At 74.3% G+C, this 18,038-nt stretch carries 17 protein-coding genes; 9 read left to right on the plus strand and 8 right to left on the minus strand.

Annotation, left to right across the window (positions count from 1 at the left end):
- Positions 1–14: 14 nt before the first annotated feature.
- From OG299_RS10550 to OG299_RS10565, 4 genes are read right to left on the minus strand one after another with little or no spacing between them, the layout of a single operon-like run.
- Positions 15–215 (minus strand): hypothetical protein, encoded by a 201-nt coding sequence (locus OG299_RS10550; RefSeq protein WP_266634233.1) that lies wholly within the window; start codon positions 213–215, stop codon positions 15–17.
- 14 nt (positions 216–229) lie between these two features.
- Positions 230–883, minus strand: a complete 654-nt coding sequence (locus OG299_RS10555; protein ID WP_266634231.1) for an ABC transporter — start codon at positions 881–883, stop codon at positions 230–232.
- The gene (locus tag OG299_RS10560) at positions 880–1,701 is read right to left on the minus strand and encodes an ATP-binding cassette domain-containing protein (RefSeq protein WP_327364497.1); all 822 of its coding nucleotides are present in this window, start codon (positions 1,699–1,701) and stop codon (positions 880–882) included. The genes OG299_RS10555 and OG299_RS10560 overlap by 4 nt, the downstream gene beginning before the upstream one ends.
- Positions 1,698–2,372 carry an AIM24 family protein gene (locus OG299_RS10565; RefSeq protein WP_266634229.1) on the minus strand — a complete coding sequence of 225 codons (675 nt, stop codon included), beginning with the start codon at positions 2,370–2,372 and terminating at the stop codon, positions 1,698–1,700. The genes OG299_RS10560 and OG299_RS10565 overlap by 4 nt, the downstream gene beginning before the upstream one ends.
- 71 nt (positions 2,373–2,443) lie before the next feature.
- Here OG299_RS10565 and OG299_RS10570 point away from each other — a divergent pair, with 71 nt between their 5' ends.
- The 4 genes from OG299_RS10570 to OG299_RS10585 all read left to right on the plus strand — a co-directional run bounded on the left by OG299_RS10570 (position 2,444) and on the right by OG299_RS10585 (position 7,633).
- Positions 2,444–3,211, plus strand: coding sequence for an aminoacyl-tRNA hydrolase (locus OG299_RS10570; RefSeq protein ID WP_266634227.1), 768 nt, complete (start codon positions 2,444–2,446; stop codon positions 3,209–3,211).
- A gap of 103 nt (positions 3,212–3,314) precedes the next feature.
- Positions 3,315–4,646 (plus strand): MbnB/TglH/ChrH family RiPP precursor modification enzyme, encoded by a 1,332-nt coding sequence (locus OG299_RS10575; protein ID WP_442817503.1) that lies wholly within the window; start codon positions 3,315–3,317, stop codon positions 4,644–4,646.
- A complete protein-coding gene (locus tag OG299_RS10580) occupies positions 4,643–5,761 on the plus strand; it encodes a TIGR04222 domain-containing membrane protein (RefSeq protein ID WP_327361340.1) in 1,119 nt (372 codons plus the stop codon). The genes OG299_RS10575 and OG299_RS10580 overlap by 4 nt, the downstream gene beginning before the upstream one ends.
- Before the next feature lie 162 nt (positions 5,762–5,923).
- On the plus strand, positions 5,924–7,633 hold the full coding sequence (locus OG299_RS10585) for an alpha/beta hydrolase (RefSeq protein ID WP_327361341.1): 1,710 nt from the start codon (positions 5,924–5,926) through the stop codon (positions 7,631–7,633).
- Between the two features lie 131 nt (positions 7,634–7,764).
- On the opposite strand, the gene hemQ is transcribed toward OG299_RS10585, so the two are convergent.
- Both hemQ and hemG read right to left on the minus strand, forming a co-directional pair.
- Complete coding sequence (hemQ, locus tag OG299_RS10590; protein WP_266634223.1) at positions 7,765–8,478, minus strand: hydrogen peroxide-dependent heme synthase; 714 nt, start codon at positions 8,476–8,478, stop codon at positions 7,765–7,767.
- A 23-nt stretch (positions 8,479–8,501) separates the two neighbouring features.
- The gene (gene hemG, locus OG299_RS10595) at positions 8,502–9,962 is read right to left on the minus strand and encodes a protoporphyrinogen oxidase (RefSeq protein WP_327364499.1); all 1,461 of its coding nucleotides are present in this window, start codon (positions 9,960–9,962) and stop codon (positions 8,502–8,504) included.
- Positions 9,963–10,160: 198 nt separating this feature from the next.
- Here hemG and OG299_RS10600 point away from each other — a divergent pair, with 198 nt between their 5' ends.
- Positions 10,161–11,150 (plus strand): DUF4349 domain-containing protein, encoded by a 990-nt coding sequence (locus OG299_RS10600; protein WP_327361342.1) that lies wholly within the window; start codon positions 10,161–10,163, stop codon positions 11,148–11,150.
- A 59-nt stretch (positions 11,151–11,209) separates the two neighbouring features.
- On the plus strand, positions 11,210–12,616 hold the full coding sequence (locus OG299_RS10605; RefSeq protein ID WP_266634221.1) for an FAD-dependent oxidoreductase: 1,407 nt from the start codon (positions 11,210–11,212) through the stop codon (positions 12,614–12,616).
- 4 nt (positions 12,617–12,620) lie between these two features.
- On the opposite strand, the gene OG299_RS10610 is transcribed toward OG299_RS10605, so the two are convergent.
- Positions 12,621–13,766 (minus strand): NADAR family protein, encoded by a 1,146-nt coding sequence (locus tag OG299_RS10610; protein ID WP_327361343.1) that lies wholly within the window; start codon positions 13,764–13,766, stop codon positions 12,621–12,623.
- A gap of 46 nt (positions 13,767–13,812) precedes the next feature.
- Positions 13,813–14,820, minus strand: a complete 1,008-nt coding sequence (hemE, locus tag OG299_RS10615; protein WP_266635826.1) for a uroporphyrinogen decarboxylase — start codon at positions 14,818–14,820, stop codon at positions 13,813–13,815.
- Between the two features lie 187 nt (positions 14,821–15,007).
- Here hemE and OG299_RS10620 point away from each other — a divergent pair, with 187 nt between their 5' ends.
- From OG299_RS10620 to OG299_RS10630, 3 genes are all read left to right on the plus strand, one after another.
- Positions 15,008–15,664 (plus strand): DUF3000 domain-containing protein, encoded by a 657-nt coding sequence (locus OG299_RS10620; protein WP_266634219.1) that lies wholly within the window; start codon positions 15,008–15,010, stop codon positions 15,662–15,664.
- A 306-nt stretch (positions 15,665–15,970) separates the two neighbouring features.
- Positions 15,971–16,633, plus strand: coding sequence for a helix-turn-helix transcriptional regulator (locus OG299_RS10625; RefSeq protein WP_007267191.1), 663 nt, complete (start codon positions 15,971–15,973; stop codon positions 16,631–16,633).
- 125 nt (positions 16,634–16,758) lie between these two features.
- A complete protein-coding gene (locus OG299_RS10630) occupies positions 16,759–18,030 on the plus strand; it encodes an HRDC domain-containing protein (protein WP_327361344.1) in 1,272 nt (423 codons plus the stop codon).
- The last annotated feature ends 8 nt before the right edge of the window (positions 18,031–18,038 follow it).

Consider the following 18,038-nt stretch of genomic DNA (forward strand, 5'->3'; position numbering starts at 1 on the left):
CCCCGGGCCTGGCCTCAGCCGGAGCAGGCGGTGCGCTGCGCGTCCTGCCACTCGCACACCGGGCACAGCACCCGGCCCGGGGTCGCGACCCCGTACTCGGTGGGCTTGCCGCACTCCACGCAGTCGGCGTACGGCGGCCCGGCCACTCGCCCCACGGGCGCCGCCGGGGCTGGGCAGTACGACTCGGCCCCGGTCGGCGCGTCCACTTCGTCCATGCCCCCGAGCGTACTCAGCCCCGCCGCGCGCTGACGAGGCAGGCCACCGCACCCGCCCCGCAGGCCAGCACCAGCGATCCCGCGAAGGCCGCCAGCGGCAGCGTCACGGCCTCCACCCGGGAACCCTCCACCAGCGCGGTCACCGCGCTGCGCGCCGGGGAGCCGGCGATGCCCCACGCCAGCAGCGAGCCCAGGCCGCCCGCCAGGACCGCGAGCCCCGTCGACCGCAGCAGCGGCCGGCTGCACAACGCCCCCACGGCCGCCCCGGTCAGCGCGCACGCGAGGACCGCCAGCGCCCCGGCCAGGGCGGCGTCCTGCGGCTCCACCTTGCGTCCGGGGTTGCCGATCAGCAGCACCACCACCGTGCCCAAGGCCCCGGCGAGCAGCGCCCCGCCCAGCGCGACGAGCAGGGCCGCCGCGTGCACCCGTACGGGACCGGCCGCCGCGGCCGCGCAGTCGCGGGCGGCGTCGGGCTCGTTGGTCACGCAGACCCGGACCAGCCAGACCGTCAACGGCACCAGTCCGGCGGCCGCGAAGCCCAGCGAGTCCAGCAGCGGGTCGCCCGGGCGGACCCCGGCGGCCAGGAAGGCCGCGTACACGACCAGCGGGCCGATCCAGCGCTGGGAGCGCAGCAGCAGCGCGCACTGGTAGCGCAGCAGGCCGGTCACGGCAGTTCCTCCACGGCTCTGATGTGCCAGGGCGCGGGCGCGGTGAGCAGTTCGCGCAGCACGGCGTCGGAACGGGCGGCGGGCACCGTCAGCAGCAGGCCCCCGCCGGGCGCGGGCGCGGGCGCGGCGGCCAGGCCCGCGGGCGGCTCGGCGCCGGGTGGCCCGGCGGCCTCGATCCGCACGTACGGCCCCGCATCGGCAGGCTCCCGTACGGGGACCAGCGCGGCCCCCTCGACCCGGTGGTGCGCATCGGCCGATCCGGCGAGCCGCGCCGGATCGTGGTCGACGAAGACCACCGTGCCCCCGGCGGCGGTCCGCTCTGCGACGGCCCGGTCCAGCTCGGCGCGGGCGGGCACGTCCAGCCCTGTCCAGGCCTCGTCGAGGACGAGCAGCCCGGGCTCGGCGAGCAGAGCCTGCGCGACGGCCACCTTCTGGCTGCTGCCCTTGGAGAGTTCGGCCAGCGGGGTGTGCGCGTACCCGGCCGCCCCGAACCGCTCCAGCCACTCGGCGGCCCGGTCCGCCGCCTCGCCGCGTGCCAGCCCGTGCACCCGGCCCATGTGGGTCAGGTAGGCCGCCGCGGTGAGCGGCAGCGCCGCCGGGAAACGCTCGGGGACGTACGCCGTACGGCTTGGCCGGCCGGTGATCCGCCCCTCGGACGGGGTGTCGATCCCGGCGACGATGCGCAGCAGGGTGGACTTGCCGCCGCCGTTGGGGCCTTCGATCCGGACGAGGGCCCCGGGCGGCAGCTCCAGGGCGACCCCGCGCAGCACCCAGGGCCGCCGCAGCCCGTAGCGGCGGCCCACACCGGTCAGCTTCAGTGGGACGCCGCCGTCTCGGTCACCTCGCTGGGGCGGACGATGACGAAGCCCTCGCCGCGCAGCATCAGCTGGACGGCCTCGCCGGAGCCGCCGCGGATCATCGAGCCGACCGACTGGGAGCGGTGCAGGCCCGTCTCGAGCTGGGCGCTCCAGCCGACGACCGCGTCGGTGTCCACGTACACCGGGTTCTGCGCCGTGACCGGGATGATGATCGGGTGGCCGTCGCAGACGACGGCGAGCTTGCCGGTGCCGGTGAAGAGGCTGTTGAAGAGGCCGCCGCCGGTCATGCCGGCGCCCTTCACCATCTTTATCTCGTACGCGAGCGTGGGGTCGAAGCAGAGCACGTTGCGGCCGTTGATGGTCAGCGAGTCACCGGGCTCGAAGTCGATGATGAAGCACTGTTCGGCCCGGTGCGCGAACCAGGCCTCGCCCTGCCCGCGTACGGACATCAGCGCGAGGCCCTCGCCGGTGACGGCGCGCTTGAGCATGCCGCCTATGCCCTGGCCCTTGCGCTCGAACTGGAGGTTCCCCCGGAACGCGACCATCGAGCCCTGACGGGCCAGCATTTCACCGTTGACGGTGTACTTCACGGACTTGGCGTTCTGCAGGGTCATGCCCGGAGCAGCGGCCGGCTGGGCCAGGTTCTCGGACGCAAAAAGATCGCTCTTCATGCGCTCGATCCTCACCCGCCCGAGCACCCCTCGGCATCATCCTGAAGGGGGAGCCTGGCATCCTTGGCGGGATGAGCAGCCAGCACCGGAACCACACTTCAGACGTACCTGCCGTCGGGGCGGACAGCCCGCTTCGGCAGGAGCACGTCGCCCGCGACGAGGCACCGCAGTTCGTGCTGCCGCTGGTCGTACGGATCGAGAAGGCCGAACCGCCCGCCCGGACGGACGCGCTGGAGACGGCGGCCCGGGCCGTGCTGGTCCTGCTGACGGACGAGCGGGCGCACGGCGAGGGCGAGTGGGCCGAGGCGGTCCGGGACTGGCAGGACGCGCGGATCCGGAAGGTGGTGCGGCGGGCGCGCGGGGCGGAGTGGCGCAAGGCCGGCACCCTGCCCGGCGTCACGGTGCACGGTGACATGTCGGAGGTACGGGTCTTCCCGCCGGTGCCGTTGGACGGCTGGCCCAAGGAGCTCGCGAAGCTCCAGGTCTCGGGGACCGATCTCGACGACCCGGAGCCGGCCGCTCCGGCCGCCCCGGGGATTGCGGTGCTGTGGCTCAACCCGGACCTGGAGATGTCCGCCGGCAAGGCGATGGCCCAGGCCGGGCACGCGGCTCAGCTGGCGTGGTGGGAGCTGACCGGCCCCGAGCGCACCGCCTGGCAGGACTCCGGTTTCCGGCTGGCCGTACGGACGGCGGCGCGCGAGCGGTGGGCGGAGCTGAGCGGGAGCGGGCTCCCGGTCGTCCGGGACGCCGGGTTCACGGAGATCGCACCCGGTTCGGCGACGGTGGTCGCCGACCATCCGGCCCTGCGGGCCCGGCTCGCCGGCGGAGTTTCGCGCTGACGCGGAACCTCAAATGTTGCTCTGAACGTCCCCGTCCGCGGTTGGCCTGACTCCGTCGGGGCCATGACATCGGCACACGACCGATGAGAGGGGGCGAGGGGACATGAAGACCATGGCGCACCTGGGGGTGGGCATCGGATGGCGGCCGGAGATCGCTGACGCGGTGGAACGGCTGCCGGGCCTGGACTGGGTCGAGGTGGTGGCCGAGAACATCTGCCCCGGCCACCTGCCCGCATCCCTGCTGCGGCTGCGCGAGCGGGGCGTGCGCGTCGTGCCGCACGGGGTCTCGCTGGGCCTCGGCGGCGCCGAGCGGCCCGACGCGGAGAAGCTGGCCGCGCTCGGGGAGCGGGCGGTGGCGCTGGGGGCGCCGCTCGTCACCGAGCACATCGCGTTCGTACGGGCGGCCTCGCCGGCGCTGGAGGCTGGGCACCTGCTGCCCGTGCAGCGGACGCGGGACGCACTGGACGTGCTGTGCGAGAACGTCCGGATCGCGCAGGACGCGCTGCCGGTGCCGCTGGCGCTGGAGAACATCGCCGCGCTGATCTCGTGGCCCGGGGAGGAGCTGACGGAGGGGCAGTTCCTGACGGAGCTGGTGGAGCGGACGGGGGTCCGGCTGCTGATCGACGTCGCCAACCTGCACACGAACCGGGTGAACCGGGGCGAGGACCCGTTCGCCGTGCTGGACGCGATCCCGCTGGAGGCGCTCGCGTACGTGCACGTCGCCGGGGGCGTGGAGCGGGGCGGGGTGTGGCACGACACGCATGCGCATCCGGTGCCGGCCGTGGTGCTGGACATCCTGGCGGAGCTGCGCAAGCGGGTGGAGCCGGCGGGGGTGCTGCTGGAGCGGGACGACGACTTTCCGGCCGAGGCGGAGCTGGCCGGGGAACTGGCCGCGATCCGGGGGGTGGTGGGCCCTGCGGGGCTGTCCCCCGCCCGCCCTTCCGCCTCCCCCGGACTCCGTCCGGGAGGAGCCCCCGCGCTGGGCTCCGCCCCGGACCCCGCGCCTCGCACGCCGGCCGGGCCGGAGCGGGCCCGGGTGAGGGTCGGGGTGGAGCAGGCTGCGCTGTTGTCGGCGCTCGTCGCCGGGACGCCCGTGCCGGAGGGGTTCGACCGGCAGCGCGTACGGGTGCAGGCGCGGGCGCTGGCCGCCAAGCGGGCCGGGGTCGTCGCGAAGCTCGCACCCGAGCTGCCCGGGATCCTGGGCGGTGAGGACCCGTACCGCGAGGCCTTCCTCGTGTACGCCCGCAACCGGCCCATGACCGCCGGATACCGGCGGGACGCCCTCGACTTCGCCGAGCACCTGCTGATCCAGGACCTGCCCGCCGACCCCGCGGCCCGGCGCCGGCTCACCTCCTGGTGGCGGGACCGGGTCGGGGCGCGGCCGCCGCGCCGGATCGTGCGCTGGGCCCGGACCCTCGTGGGGCGTGCGGCATGAACGTACTCGCCGTCGCGATCTGGATCGCCGTCGTCGTCTCCACCGTGCTGCTGCTCCTCGGCCTCCGGCGCTCCCGCCCGCCGTCGGCCGGTCCGGCCCCGCGCCTGCACGACCTGTCCGAGGCCGCGTTCATGGCCGGCGGCCCCGGCACGGTCGTGGACTGCGCGCTCGTCTCGATGCTCGGGGACGGCCGGCTGGTGGTCGGCGGTCCCGGGATCGTCCAGGTACGCCCCGGGGCGCGGGCCCACGACACCGCCGAGCGGGCCGTGCTCGAGGCCCTTCGCCGGGCCCCGTCCGGCTGGCTCTACCAGGTGCGGTACGCCGCCATGGTCGACCCCGCCGTCCAGGAGACCGGCGACGCGCTGGCCGCCCGCGGGCTGCTCGCCGCTCCCGGCTCGGGGGCGAAGTGGCGGCGCTGGGCGGTGATCCAGGTGGTGGTGTGCACGGTGTGGGTGGTGCTTTCGCTGCCCCTCACGTTCGTGGCGATGGCGCTCGAGTCCGGCTCGCACGTGCCGTTCGCCTTCAAGGTGTTCCCGGCGCTGGTGGGCGGGATCGTCTTGGGCTGCGTCCTCGCCGCCCGGGCCGGGCAGCGGCTCACCCCGGCGGGGCGGGCGGCGCTGCGCGAGATGCGCACGCAGTACCTGAACGACCGGACCCCGCACGTGCAGACCGCCCTGAACGGGCTGCGCGGCCTGCGGGACCCGCACCTGCGGGAGCAGTTGGTACCGGCCGCGCGCAGCACCAGGCTGGCGGCCGCGCAGTCGCGCTCCGCGCGCCTCGGCTCGTCCTCCTCCTCGTCCTCCTCCTCGTCCTCGTCGGACTCCTGCGGGTCTTCCGCCGCGGTCCTGCCCGTCGTTTGGTGCGCGGGCAGCAGCGACGGCGGGGGAGGCTCCGGGTCCGGCTGCGGGTCCACCGGGTCCGGCTGCGGGTCCTCGGGATCCGGTTGCGGCTCCTCGGGGTCGGGGTCGAGCTGTTCCTCCGGCTCGGGCTGCGGGTCCTCGTCGGGCAGCAGCTGCGCGAGCAGCAGCAGCTCCAGTTGTTCCAGCAGCTCCAGCTGTTCCAGCAGTTCGAGTTGCAGCAGTTCGTCCGGTTCGAGCTGCGGCAGCAGCTCCTGACCGGCGGTGGCGCTGCGCGGGGTCCGCGTGCTCGCGGACCCCGCCCTACGGGCGGCATTGGCCCGGGCAACGGGGGGAATGCGGCCGACACCCGGCGGTGATCCTGTACAGGGCCCCGTCCAGCGCATCTCATCAGCTCATCCGAAGAGATGAAGGCGGCCCATGATGCAGACTCCGCTCGCCCGCTGCGGAGTCGCCGCGGCGGTGCTCGCCCTCTCCCTGTGCACCCCGTCCCCACCCGCCCGCGCGACCCTCCCCCGACCGGACGCCACCGGCCCCGCGGCGAGGGCAGCCGCCGCAGGCGCCGGCTCCACCGCGAGGACGGCCGCCGCGAACGCCGGCGCCGAACTCGTCGCCCACCGCGCCGCCCACGCCCCCGGGGCCCCCGGGCTCCGCTTCCGGCCGTGCGCCTCCGTCGAGGAGCTGCCCTCCACCGTGGAGTGCGCCGACCTGCCGGTTCCGCTCGACTACGCCCGGCCCGACGGGCCGCAGATCTCCCTCACCGTCAGCCGGATCGCCGCCACCGGCCACGGCGGCGCCCGGCGCCAAGGGGCGCTCGTCTACAACCCCGGCGGCCCCGGCGCCTCCGGGATGTTCTTCCCGCTGCTCGGCGACCTCCCCGAGTGGGAGCGCATCGGCGCCGCCTACGACCTCGTCGGCTATGCCCCGCGCGGCGTCGGCCGCTCCGCCCCGCTGTCCTGCGAGGACCCCGCCGTCCATGCGAAGGGCCCCACCCAGGTCCCGGCGGAGCCCTCGGCCGCGTACAAGCAGCAGCGCGTCGCCGCCGCCCGGGCCTACGCCCGCGGCTGCGCGCTGCGGGCCGGCGCGGCCCTGCCGTACTACTCGACCCTCGACAACGTCCGCGACCTGCACGTGCTGCGCGCCGCGCTCGGCGAGGAGAAGCTGACCTTCATGGGCGCCTCGTACGGCACCTACCTGGGCGCCGTCTACGCCTCCCTCCACCCCGGCCGGGTCCGCCGGATGGTCCTCGACTCCGCGGTCGACCCCGACCCGCGCCGCATCTGGTACCTCGACAACCTCGAGCAGGCACCGGGGTTCGAGCGCCGCTGGTACGACTTCCGCGCCTGGGCGGCCCGTCACCACGCCACGTACCGGCTCGGCGCCACCCCGGCGGCCGTGCAGGCGAGCTACGAGCGCGTACGGGAGGCGGTGGCGCGCACCCCGGCGGGCAAGACGGTCGGGACCGGCGAGCTCCAGGCCGCCTTCCTGCAGGCCGCGTACTACGACGACGTGTGGCCGGAGCGGGCGGCCGCGCTCAGTGCCTTCCTGGCCGGTGATCCGGGCCCGCTGGCCGAACAGGCACGCCCGGACCCGGAGTCGGCGGCCGCGCGCGAGAACGCGCGGGCGGTGTACACGGCGGTGATGTGCAACGACGCCGCCTGGCCCGCGAAGTGGGAGACCTGGGACCGCGACAACACGGAACTGGCGCGCCGGGCGCCCTTCGAGACCTGGGCCAACGCCTTCCTGAACCTGCCGTGCGCGTACTGGCCGGTCGGCGAGCGGCAACAGCCGGTGGCCGTGGGCGCGCGGCCGGCGGTGGTCCCCCGCACGCTCATCGTCGCGGCGGAGCGGGACGGGGCCACCCCGTACGCGGGTGCGCTGGAGCTGCAGAGGCGGCTCGGCAGCGGAGCCGCGCTGGTCACGGAGGAGGGGGCCGGCTCCCACGGAGTGGTCGGCGGACGCAATGACTGCGTGGACCGTCACGTGGAGCGGTACTTGCTGACGGGTGACACCTCAGGATGGCGTGTCACGTGTGCGCCGCATCCGGAGCCCGCACCGGTGTCGCTGGACGACCGGGCAGCACGAACCCCCGGGAAGGTACCCAGGGCTCTGCTGCCGCCAGTCGTCTGAACTTCCGGGCGGGATCTCCGGCTGCGTCGTTTCGGGGGTCAGGCCGTCATCCGGACCAGCCTCCCGATCCACCGGAGGCCGCTCCCCAGTCAAGAGAGCAGTACTCCGGTTCCTTCCCCCCAGGGGAGGTATCAGGCGAGCCCGGCCACCAGATCGGCGACGGACTTGCGGCGTCCGGTGTAGAAGGGCACTTCTTCACGGACGTGCATACGGGCCTCGGAGGCACGCAGGTGACGCATGAGGTCGACGATGCGGTACAGCTCGTCGGCCTCGAAGGCCAGCATCCACTCGTAGTCGCCCAGCGAGAAGGACGCGACGGTGTTGGCGCGCACGTCGGGGTAGCCGCGGGCCATCTTGCCGTGGTCCGCGAGCATGCGGCGGCGGTCCTCGTCGGGCAGCAGGTACCAGTCGTACGAGCGCACGAACGGGTAGACGCTGACGTAGTCGCGCGCGACCTCGTCGGCCAGGAAGGCCGGGATGTGCGACTTGTTGAACTCGGCCGGGCGGTGCAGGGCCATGTTCGACCACACCGGCTCCAGCGCGCGGCCGAGCTTGGTGCGGCGGAACAGGTTGTACGCGGTCTGCAGCTCGTCCGAGGTCTCGGCGTGCCACCAGATCATGATGTCCGCGTCGGCGCGCAGGCCGGAGACGTCATAGGTGCCGCGGACGGTGATGTCCTTGGCGGCCAGCTGGTCGAACAGCTCCTGGACCTCGTCGGCGTAGCCGCTGCGGTCTTCGGGCAGGACGTCCTTCAGCTTGAAGACGGACCACAGGGTGTAGCGGATGACCTCGTTGAGGTCCTTCGCCTTCTTCCCCGCGTTGGGAATCTTCTCTGGTGCAGTCATGTGTCCATTGTCCCGTGTGCTGATCAGTGGTCGGTGCCAGGGGTGCCCAACGTGGCCATCACCACGTCGGCGGCCTTGCCGGCGCTCGCGATGCACGCCGGGATGCCCACGCCGTCGTACAGCGCGCCGCACACGGCGAGGCCGGGCAGGGCCGCGACGGCGCCGCGGATCCGGGCCACGCGGGCGAGGTGGCCGACCGGGTACTGGGGCAGGCCGCCGTCCCAGCGGGTGACGGTGGAGGCGAGCGGCCGGGCCGCCAGGCCCACGGCATCGCCGAGGTCGCGCAGCGAGACGTCGACCAGCTCGGAGTCCTCGCGCCCCAGGTCGCCCTCGTCGCCGTACCGGCCGACCGAGGTGCGCAGCAGGAAGAGCCCGGGGTCGGCGCCCGCCCAGGCCCACTTGTTGCTGGAGAAGGTGGAGGCCTTGATCGTCCGGCCGTCGACGGGCGGTACGAGGAATCCGCTGGCGCCGCCCTCGGTGATCGCGGCGGGCAGCTCGGAGCGCCGGAAGGCCATCGTCACCAGGGCCATGGAGGCGTACTCGACGGTCCGCAGCTCGGCGGCCGCGGCCGGAGCGAGCCCGTCCAGCAGCCGGGCGGCGGGCCCGGCCGGGACGGCCAGGACCACGGCGTCGGTGTCGATCACCTCCGCGTCGGTGACGACCCTCCAGCCGCCGGCGCTGCGCTGGACCTCGCGCACGGCGCAGCCGGTGCTGATCCGGGCCCCCGCCGCCCGGCATGCCTCGGCCACGGCCTGCGGGAGGCGTCCGATGCCGCCGTCGATGCCGCAGAAGACGGGCCGCCCGGCCTGCTCGGGCTGCTGCGCGGCCGCCCGGTGCTGGAGTTCGCGTACGCCGTCGCCCAGCGAGGCGTGCGTACGGGCGGCCTCGAAGAGCTGCGGGACGGCGGCGCGCATGGAGATGCGGTAGGCGTTGCCGGCGTAGACCCCGCCGAGGAGGGGCTCCACCAGGCGGTCGACGACCTCGTGGCCGAGGCGGGCGGCGACGTACTCGCCGACGGCCACGTCCTCGCCGATCTCGGTGGGCGGCAGCTCGCGTTCGGCCTCGATCCGGGCCAGGCCCTCGGCGGAGAGCACTCCGGAGGCGGCGAGCGGTGCCAGGTCGCCGGGGACGCCCATGACATGGCCGCGCGGCATGGGCCGCAGCGCGCCGCGGGTCCACAGGTGGGCGGTGGCGGTGGCGGGCGGCTGGAGGGCCTCGCCGAGCCCCACGGCCCGGGCCAGCTCCAGGGCCTCGGGGCGGCGGGCGAGCACGGACTCGGCGCCGAGGTCGACGGGGGCGCCGGCGAGCTCGCCCGCGAGCAGCTTGCCGCCGAGCCGCGGCCCGGCCTCGAGGAGCGTGACGCGCACGCCGTCGGCGAGCAGCCGGTGGGCCGCGGCGAGGCCGGCGATGCCACCGCCGATGACGACGGCGTGGCGGGACGGGGCCGCCGCGCCCGCTGCGCCTGCCGCGCCGTCCGTACGCATGTCCGCTTCGTGCATGGACACATCGTCTCAGACCGTTCACGGGCCGATCACCGAGGCCGGACCGTGACCGCATCGGGATCGGCTCGGGACCGCCGGAGCGAAACCCGCGACGGGACCCTGTACGTCACACCGGCGACGTCAGCCGATCCTCGGGGGGTACCACCGATGCGCACCATCCGCAGCAACCAAGGCGCCGCTGTGAGACACCGCGGCGCGGCCACCCTGGCCGCCCTGTCCCTGGCCGGAGCGCTCGCGCTCACCGGCTGCGGCGCCGACCAGGACACCGCCGGCCGGGCGTCGGCCGACAAGGCCGCGGTCGGCGCCCCGGAGGGCGCGGCCCAGGGCAAGCCGGGTGCGGCCGCGGCGGCTCCCCCGGCGGCCGCCGGGACCTCGGGCTCCGATGCGGCCAAGAACGGGCAGCAGCCGGCCGCCGTACGCCCGCACGTCATCCGTACGGCCACGCTCGCCCTCGAGACGGCGGACGCGCAGAAGGCCCTGGCCGCGGCCCGTACGGCGGCGGAGGCCGCGGGCGGGTACGTGGGCAACGAGTCCACGAAACGCGGCGAGGACGGGCGGATGACCTCGACGCTGACCCTGCGCGTGCCGGGCGACCGCTTCGACGCGGTGCTCGGCGCGATGGAGGGCAGCGGCAAGCTGCGCAGCCGCAAGGTCGAGGCGCAGGACGTGACGGAGAAGGTCGCGGACGTCGACAGCCGGGTCAAGTCGCAGCAGGCGAGCGTGGCCCGGGTGCGGGACATGATGGACAAGGCCACGGCGCTCGGTGACGTGGTGATGCTGGAGAGCGAGCTGAGCAAGCGCCAGTCGGACCTGGAGTCGCTGCTCGCGCAGCAGACGGCGCTGAAGGACCAGACCTCGATGGGCACGATCACGGTGGAGGTCTCGGAGCCGGCCCCGAAGCCGGCGGAGAAGAAGGACGAGGAGCCCTCCTTCACGGCCGCCCTGCACGGCGGTTGGAACGTCTTCACGACGATCGTGCGGTACCTGGCCCTGGCGGTCGCCGCGGTGCTGCCGTTCGCGGTGACGGCCGCGCTGGTGCTGCTGTGCCTCCGCGCGTACCGGCGGCTGCGCCCGGCGAAGCCGAAGACGGGCCTGCCGCCGGCGAAGGTCCCTGCCGTACCGGGGGCGCGGACCGCGGACCCGACGGAAAAGACCGACGTGCCGGACTGAACACGCATTCGGCCGTAGCGTGTTCGGTACGAGACGCGGTGCGGAGGACGGGGCGGACGATGGCGACGGAACGACTGGTGGTGGTCGGCGGTGACGCGGCGGGGATGTCCGCCGCGTCACAGGCCCGGCGGCTGAAGGGCCCGGCGGAGCTGGAGATCACGGCCTTCGAGCGGGGGCACTTCACCTCGTACTCGGCGTGCGGGATCCCGTACTGGATCGGCGGCCGGGTCCCCGGCCGGGACGACCTGATCGCCCGTACGCCCGAGGAACACCGCGCCCGGGACATCGACCTGCGCATGCGCACGGAGGTGGTGGAGCTCGACCTCCCCGGGGGCCGGGTCCGTACCCGCGATCTGGAGTCCGGCTCCGAGGCCTGGACGGGCTACGACAAGCTCGTCCTGGCCACGGGCGCCCGGCCCGTCCGGCCCCGGCTGCCCGGGATCGGCGCGCACGGGGTGCACGGCGTCCAGACCCTGGACGACGGCCAGCGCCTGATGGCTTCTCTGGAACTCCTCGAGGGCCCGGAGCGGACGGAGGGTACGCAGGGCCGCAGGGCGGTCGTCGTCGGCGCGGGCTACATCGGCGTGGAGATGGCGGAGGCGCTGGTCGCGCGGGGGTACGAGGTCACGGTCCTGCACCGCGGGCAGCAGCCGATGGCGACCCTGGACCCGGACATGGGCGCTCTCGTGCACGCGGCGATGAACCGGATGGGGATCCGCACGGTGTCCGGGGCGGAGGTCACGAAGATCCTCACGGACGACCAGGGCGCGGTCCGCGCGGTGGCCACGGCGGCGGGGGACGAGTACCCGGCGGACGTGGTGGTGCTCGGCATCGGCGTGGAGCCCCGTACGGCGCTGGCCCGCGCGGCGGGGCTGCCGCTGGGCGAGTCCGGCGGCATCCTGACGGACCTTTCGATGCGGGTCCGGGGCCACGAGAACATCTGGTCGGGCGGCGACTGCGTGGAGGTCCTGGACCTGGTGGCGGGCCGGATGCGGCACATCCCGCTGGGCACGCACGCCAACAAGCACGGCCAGGTGATCGGTTCGGGCGTGGGCGGCGGCTACGCCACCTTCCCGGGGGTGGTGGGCACGGCGGTGAGCAAGGTCTGCGACCTGGAGATCGCCCGTACGGGGCTGCGCGAGAAGGACGCCCTGGCCGCGGGCCTGCGGTTCGTCACGGCGACGATCAGCTCGACGACGACGGCGGGCTACTACCCGACGGCCGCGGACATGACGGTCAAGATGCTGGCGGAACGGCGCACGGGCCGCCTGCTCGGTGTCCAGATCGTCGGCGGCGCGGGCTCCGCGAAGCGGGTGGACATCGCGGCGGTGGCCTTGACGGCCGGTATGACGGTGGACCAGGTCGTCTCCCTGGACCTGGGCTACGCCCCGCCCTTCTCCCCGGTCTGGGACCCCGTCCTGGTGGCCGCCCGCAAGGCCGTCTCGGCGGTGCGGGCGGCCTCCTGAAGCCCTAGAGAGGGTCGTCGAAGTCCACGCCTGCGGCGCGCAGTTCGGACCGGATCAGCTCCAGCAGGCGGCCGGTCCAGTTGTGGCCGCCGCGGGGGCCGTCCTCGCGCCAGAAGGGGGCTTCGGAGAAGCCGGTGTAGTGGATGCCCGCCTCCCCCGTGGCGAGCAGGATCTCGGCGAGCCGGGGGTGCTGGTCGAACTTGGCCCGCAGGAGCCCGGCCATGACCGCGAGCCGCACGGCCGGCCAGTCCGTACGCCGCGCCGCGCGTCCGCCCGTTTCCTGCACCTCGCGGGCCGTCGCGCAGGCGCGGATCCGGTCGTGGTCGGCGGGTTCGGCCGCGGAGAGGGCCCAGTACCCGTGGAGCACGGTGGGGTAGGTCCGGCCCCCGTACCTGACGGGGGCCTCGTAGTCGTTGCGCAGGACGAAGGCGCCGAGTTCGGCGGGCCGGCCGTTCGGGTGCACGACCTCGTGGAGGACGACCGGCGGCTGCGGGACTCCGGTGGGTTCGTCGGCGTACCGGACGGCCTGCCGCTCCTCGGCCCGCTCGACGGCTGCGTCCCCTTCGGCGAAGTAGTCACGCGCACCCTGGTGCATCTCTTCCGTGACGACCGGCCCGTCCCCGTCGACGGCGTGCCCGATGTCCGTGGTGAGGATCCGCAGCGGCCGGTCCTGGCGGTCCATGTCACCCAGGACGTAGACCCGCAGGTGGGCGGGAACGGCGAGGTAGGCGTCCCGGAGCAGGATCCGGTTGGCCTCGCTCGTCTCCCGCTGGTAGCCGCGGACGGCCTCCCGGAGGAGGTCGGCGGCCGTGGGCCGGCCCGCCAGCCGTGCGACCTCGCCGGCGACCTCCGCGAGGAAGCTCTCGTCGGTCCGCCGCTGCGGACTGCGGGACTTCCACTTCGACGGATCGGCGGGCCGCTCGCGCGCGGCCGGCCGGTCCAGTGCGATCTTCCCGGAGGCCAGCAGCTTCCCCAGCCCGGCCAGGTCGGTCGACTCGAACCGGCCGAGGGTGATCCGGCCGTCCGCGTAGACGAAGAGGTGCTCGGGGTGGAGCTCGTCGGCCCGGTCGTACCTGCGCCACACGAGGCACCAGGCCCCGGCGATGTGTGCTCCGTCGGATATGCGAAACGTCGGTCCGTGCCATGTCATGCAGGGCACGGTACCGACGTTCGCGATCTTGTCGAGGCGGTCCGGATCAGCGGGCCGTCCGGGTGTGGACGTAGTCCACCAGGCGGGTCAGGGCGTCCGGGGGGGTCGTCGGGAGGACACCGTGGCCCAGGTTGAAGACGTGGCCCTCCAGGCCCGCCGCCGCCGCGAGGACCTCGTCGGTCTTCGTCCGTACGGCCTCCTCGGTGGAGAAGAGCACCGCCGGGTCCAGGTTGCCCTGGAGCGCCTTGCCGGGGCCGACGCGGCGGGCGGCCTCGTCGAGCGCGACGCGGTAGTCGACGCCCACGACGTCCGCGCCGGCCTCGCCCATCAGGCCGAGCAGCTCGCCCGTGCCCACGCCGAAGTGGATGCGCGGAACTCCGTACGAGGCGACGGACTGCAAGACCTTCGCCGACGCCGGCATCACCGAGCGGCGGTAGTCCGCCGGGGCCAGCGCGCCGACCCAGGAGTCGAAGAGCTGCACCGCGGAGGCGCCGGCCTCGATCTGGACCTTCAGGAAGGCGGAGGTGATCTCCGCGAGGCGGTCCAGCAGGTCGGCCCAGAGCTCCGGGTCGCCGTACATCAGGGCCTTGGTGTGCTCGTGGTTCTTCGACGGGCCGCCCTCGACCAGGTAGCTCGCGAGGGTGAATGGCGCACCCGCGAAACCGATCAACGGCGTGGCGCCCAGTTCACCCGTGAGCATGCCGATCGCCTCGGTGACGTACGAGACGTCCTCCGGGGTGAGGTCGCGCAGCTGTGCGAGGTCCTCGCGGCGGCGGATCGGCTGGGCGACGACCGGGCCGACGCCCGGCTTGATGTCGAGGTCGACGCCGATGGCCTTGAGCGGGACGACGATGTCGGAGAAGAAGATCGCCGCGTCCACGTTGTGGCGGCGGACCGGCTGGAGCGTGATCTCCGTGACCAGGTCGGGCCGCATGCACGACTCCAGCATCTGGGTCCCCTCGCGCACCTTGCGGTACTCGGGGAGCGAGCGCCCGGCCTGCCGCATGAACCACACCGGGGTGTGCGGCACCGGCTCCCGCCGGCACGCTTTCAGGAAGGCGGAATCGTACGTCTGACTCGGCTGGCCCTGGAATGGGGTCTCCCCAGCGCCGGCGGAGCCTGGCGTGAGGGGAAGGTCGTTGGCGCTCACGCGCCAAATCTTCGCACGTATGAAGAAGTGCCCGGCCCGGCGCGGGTGTCCCTGCGCCGCACGGACGCTCGTTCCGCCTAGTCTTCCCCGCATGGCTGCGGCTCAGGGACGATTTTCAGATGGCGCTGACGGTGTGGACAGCGCGAAGGAGAGCTCCGTCCCGCTCCCGTTCCGACGCGCGGTCGACGGTTTGAAGAAGGCGCGCCTGCGTCCGGGGATCGAGATCGACCCCACCAGACCGCCCCAGCGCCTGGCCCCGCACGCCTATGCCCTGGAGGCCGCGGTCGTGGACGGCGAGGACGATCTGGCCGACGGCCGGCTCATCCTGCTCCACGATCCGTCCGGGCACGAGGCCTGGCACGGGACCTTCCGGCTGGTGACGCTCGTACGCGCCGAGCTCGAGCCCGAGATGGCCGCCGACCCGCTCCTCCCCGAGGTGTGCTGGTCCTGGCTGACGGGGGCGCTGGAGGCGCGCGGCCTGGCGTACGGGGAGGCGAGCGGGACCGTGACCATGGCGAGCTCGCACTACTTCGGCGGACTCGCCGAGCGGCGGCCGGCCACGCAGATCGAGATCAGGGCCTCGTGGACGCCGCGCGAGGGCGTGGGCGGGGTGCCGGACACCTCGGCGCACCTGTCGGCGTGGTGCGAGCTGCTGTGCCAGATCGCGGGGCTGCCGCCGGTCGGGCCGACGGACTCGGGGACGGGTGTGGTCTCCCTGCCACAGCGCCGCGGTCCGCACCACCCGTAGCCGTGGCGCCGTACGGCGGCACCCGGGCGGCCGCCCGGGTCCGCTCGTCGTCCGAATACACCGCGCCCCGTAGAACGGCCGATCGAGCGCCGGAGGCGCGGTGTCGGAAGCGGGCAAGCGTTGCGGGCTTCTGATCACCCGATGATCGATCGTGCGTCCGAATTGCCCGAATTGTTACTCACCAAATCGTGATCATTCCCTAAAGCCGGGCGGGTGACGTGCCGAAGGAGTCAGTGACCATCCGCACGGTTCGCACCGGCTTCCTTCCCCGAGCCGGCCGTCCCGCCACTCCCCCAGGAGGCCTAGGTGTCCGTTCTTCTCGAGCAGCCCGCAAGCCTGGTCGCCTACCGCCCGAACAAGCCGACGGCCATGGTCGTCGTGGCCGACCCGCGCGTGCGTTCCACCGTGACCCGCCATCTGTGGGCCCTCGGAGTCCGTGACGTGATCGAGGCGTCGTCCATCGCGGAGGCCCGCCCCCGCGTCGGCAGCCCGCGCGACATCTGCGTGGCCGACGTACACCTGCCCGACGGTTCCGGTCTCACCCTGCTCTCCGAGACCCGGGCCGCCGGCTGGCCGAACGGCCTGGCCCTGTCCGCCGCCGACGACATCGGCGCCGTACGCAACGCCCTCGCGGGCGGAGTGAAGGGCTACGTCGTCACCGGCACGCGGACCAACATCGGGCTCCCCACCCGGCCCGGCGCCGCCCCCATCGGCGCTGCCGCCGCCCGTATGCACCGCCGCCCCCCGGGTGCCCCGAGCCACCCGGGCGGCTACCGCGAGCTCTCCGGCCGCGAGGTCGAGGTCCTGCGCCTCGTCGCGGAGGGCCAGTCCAACAAGGCCATCGGCGTCTCGATGGGCCTGTCCGCCCTGACCGTCAAGTCCCACCTCGCCCGCATCGCCCGCAAGCTGGGCACCGGTGACCGGGCCGGGATGGTCGCCGTCGCCCTGCGGACCGGGATCATCCACTGACACCCGCCCGGCGGCTCCCGGGGAAACTCTCGGGGAAGCCGGGGAAACGCCCGTGCCTCCACCTCGCGCCCGTCGACGGAACGTTCCGGCGACGGGCGCGCCGCATCCGCGGATACCCTTGAGCGGTGACCGACGCCCAAGAGACCGCAGCAGACCTGCGCACCACCACCGGGGGCGGCCCCCCGGACGACGTCGAAAAGGCGCCGATTCCGTTGCTCGAGCCCCGTGAGGGGATCCCTCCGGTGGTCGCCGACGAGGACGCACTCGCCCGGGTGGTCGCGGCCTTCGCCGCGGGCACCGGACCCGTGGCCGTCGACGCCGAGCGCGCCTCCGGATACCGCTACGGCCAGCGCGCCTATCTGGTGCAGCTGCGCCGCGAGGGCGCAGGATCCGCGCTGATCGACCCGGTCGGCTGCCCCGACCTGTCCGCACTGGGCGAGGCCCTGTCCGGTACCGAGTGGATCCTGCACGCCGCCACCCAGGACCTGCCGTGCCTGCGCGAAATAGGCATGGTTCCCACCTCCCTGTTCGACACCGAGCTGGCCGGCCGCCTCGCCGGCTTCCCGCGGGTCGGACTGGGCGCGATGGTCGAGAGCGTGCTCGGCTACGCGCTGGAGAAGGGCCACTCCGCCGTCGACTGGTCCACCCGTCCGCTCCCCGAGCCGTGGCTGCGCTACGCCGCGCTCGACGTGGAGCTGCTGGTGGACCTGCGGGACGCGCTGGAGAAGGAACTGGACCGGCAGGGCAAGCTGGAATGGGCCCGGCAGGAGTTCGACGCCATCGCCGCCGCCCCGCCCGCGCCGCCGCGCAAGGATCCGTGGCGCCGTACGTCCGGCATGCACAAGGTGCGCCGGCGCCGGCAGATGGCCGTCGTACGGGAGCTGTGGGAGTCCCGGGACCGGATCGCGCAGCGGCGTGACGTGTCGCCCGGCAAGGTGCTGGGCGACGCCGCGATCGTCGAGGCCGCGCTCGCACTGCCGGCGAACGTGCACGCGCTGCAGGCCCTGCCCGGGTACGGACAGCGGATGGGCCGGCGCCAGCTGGAGCAGTGGATGGCCGCCGTCGACCGGGCGAAGGCCCTGCCCGAGAGCGCGCTGCCGCAGCCGGGGGCGACCCCGGCGGGTCCGCCGCCGCCGCGTTCGTGGGTGGACAAGGACCCGGCGGCCGCGGCGCGGCTGGCGGCGGCGCGGACCGCCGTCTCGGCGCTCGCGGAGGGGCTGAACCTGCCCCAGGAGAACCTGATCACCCCGGACACGGTCCGCCGGCTGTGCTGGGAGCCGCCGCAGCGGCTCGAGGCGGACGCGGTGGCGCAGGCCCTCGCGGTCCACGGCGCCCGTCCGTGGCAGATCGAACAGGTGACACCGGCGCTGGTCACGGCCCTGGCCGCGACCGCCTGACGCCCCCC

This window comes from Streptomyces sp. NBC_01296, from assembly GCF_035984415.1.
Lineage (GTDB): Bacteria > Actinomycetota > Actinomycetes > Streptomycetales > Streptomycetaceae > Streptomyces.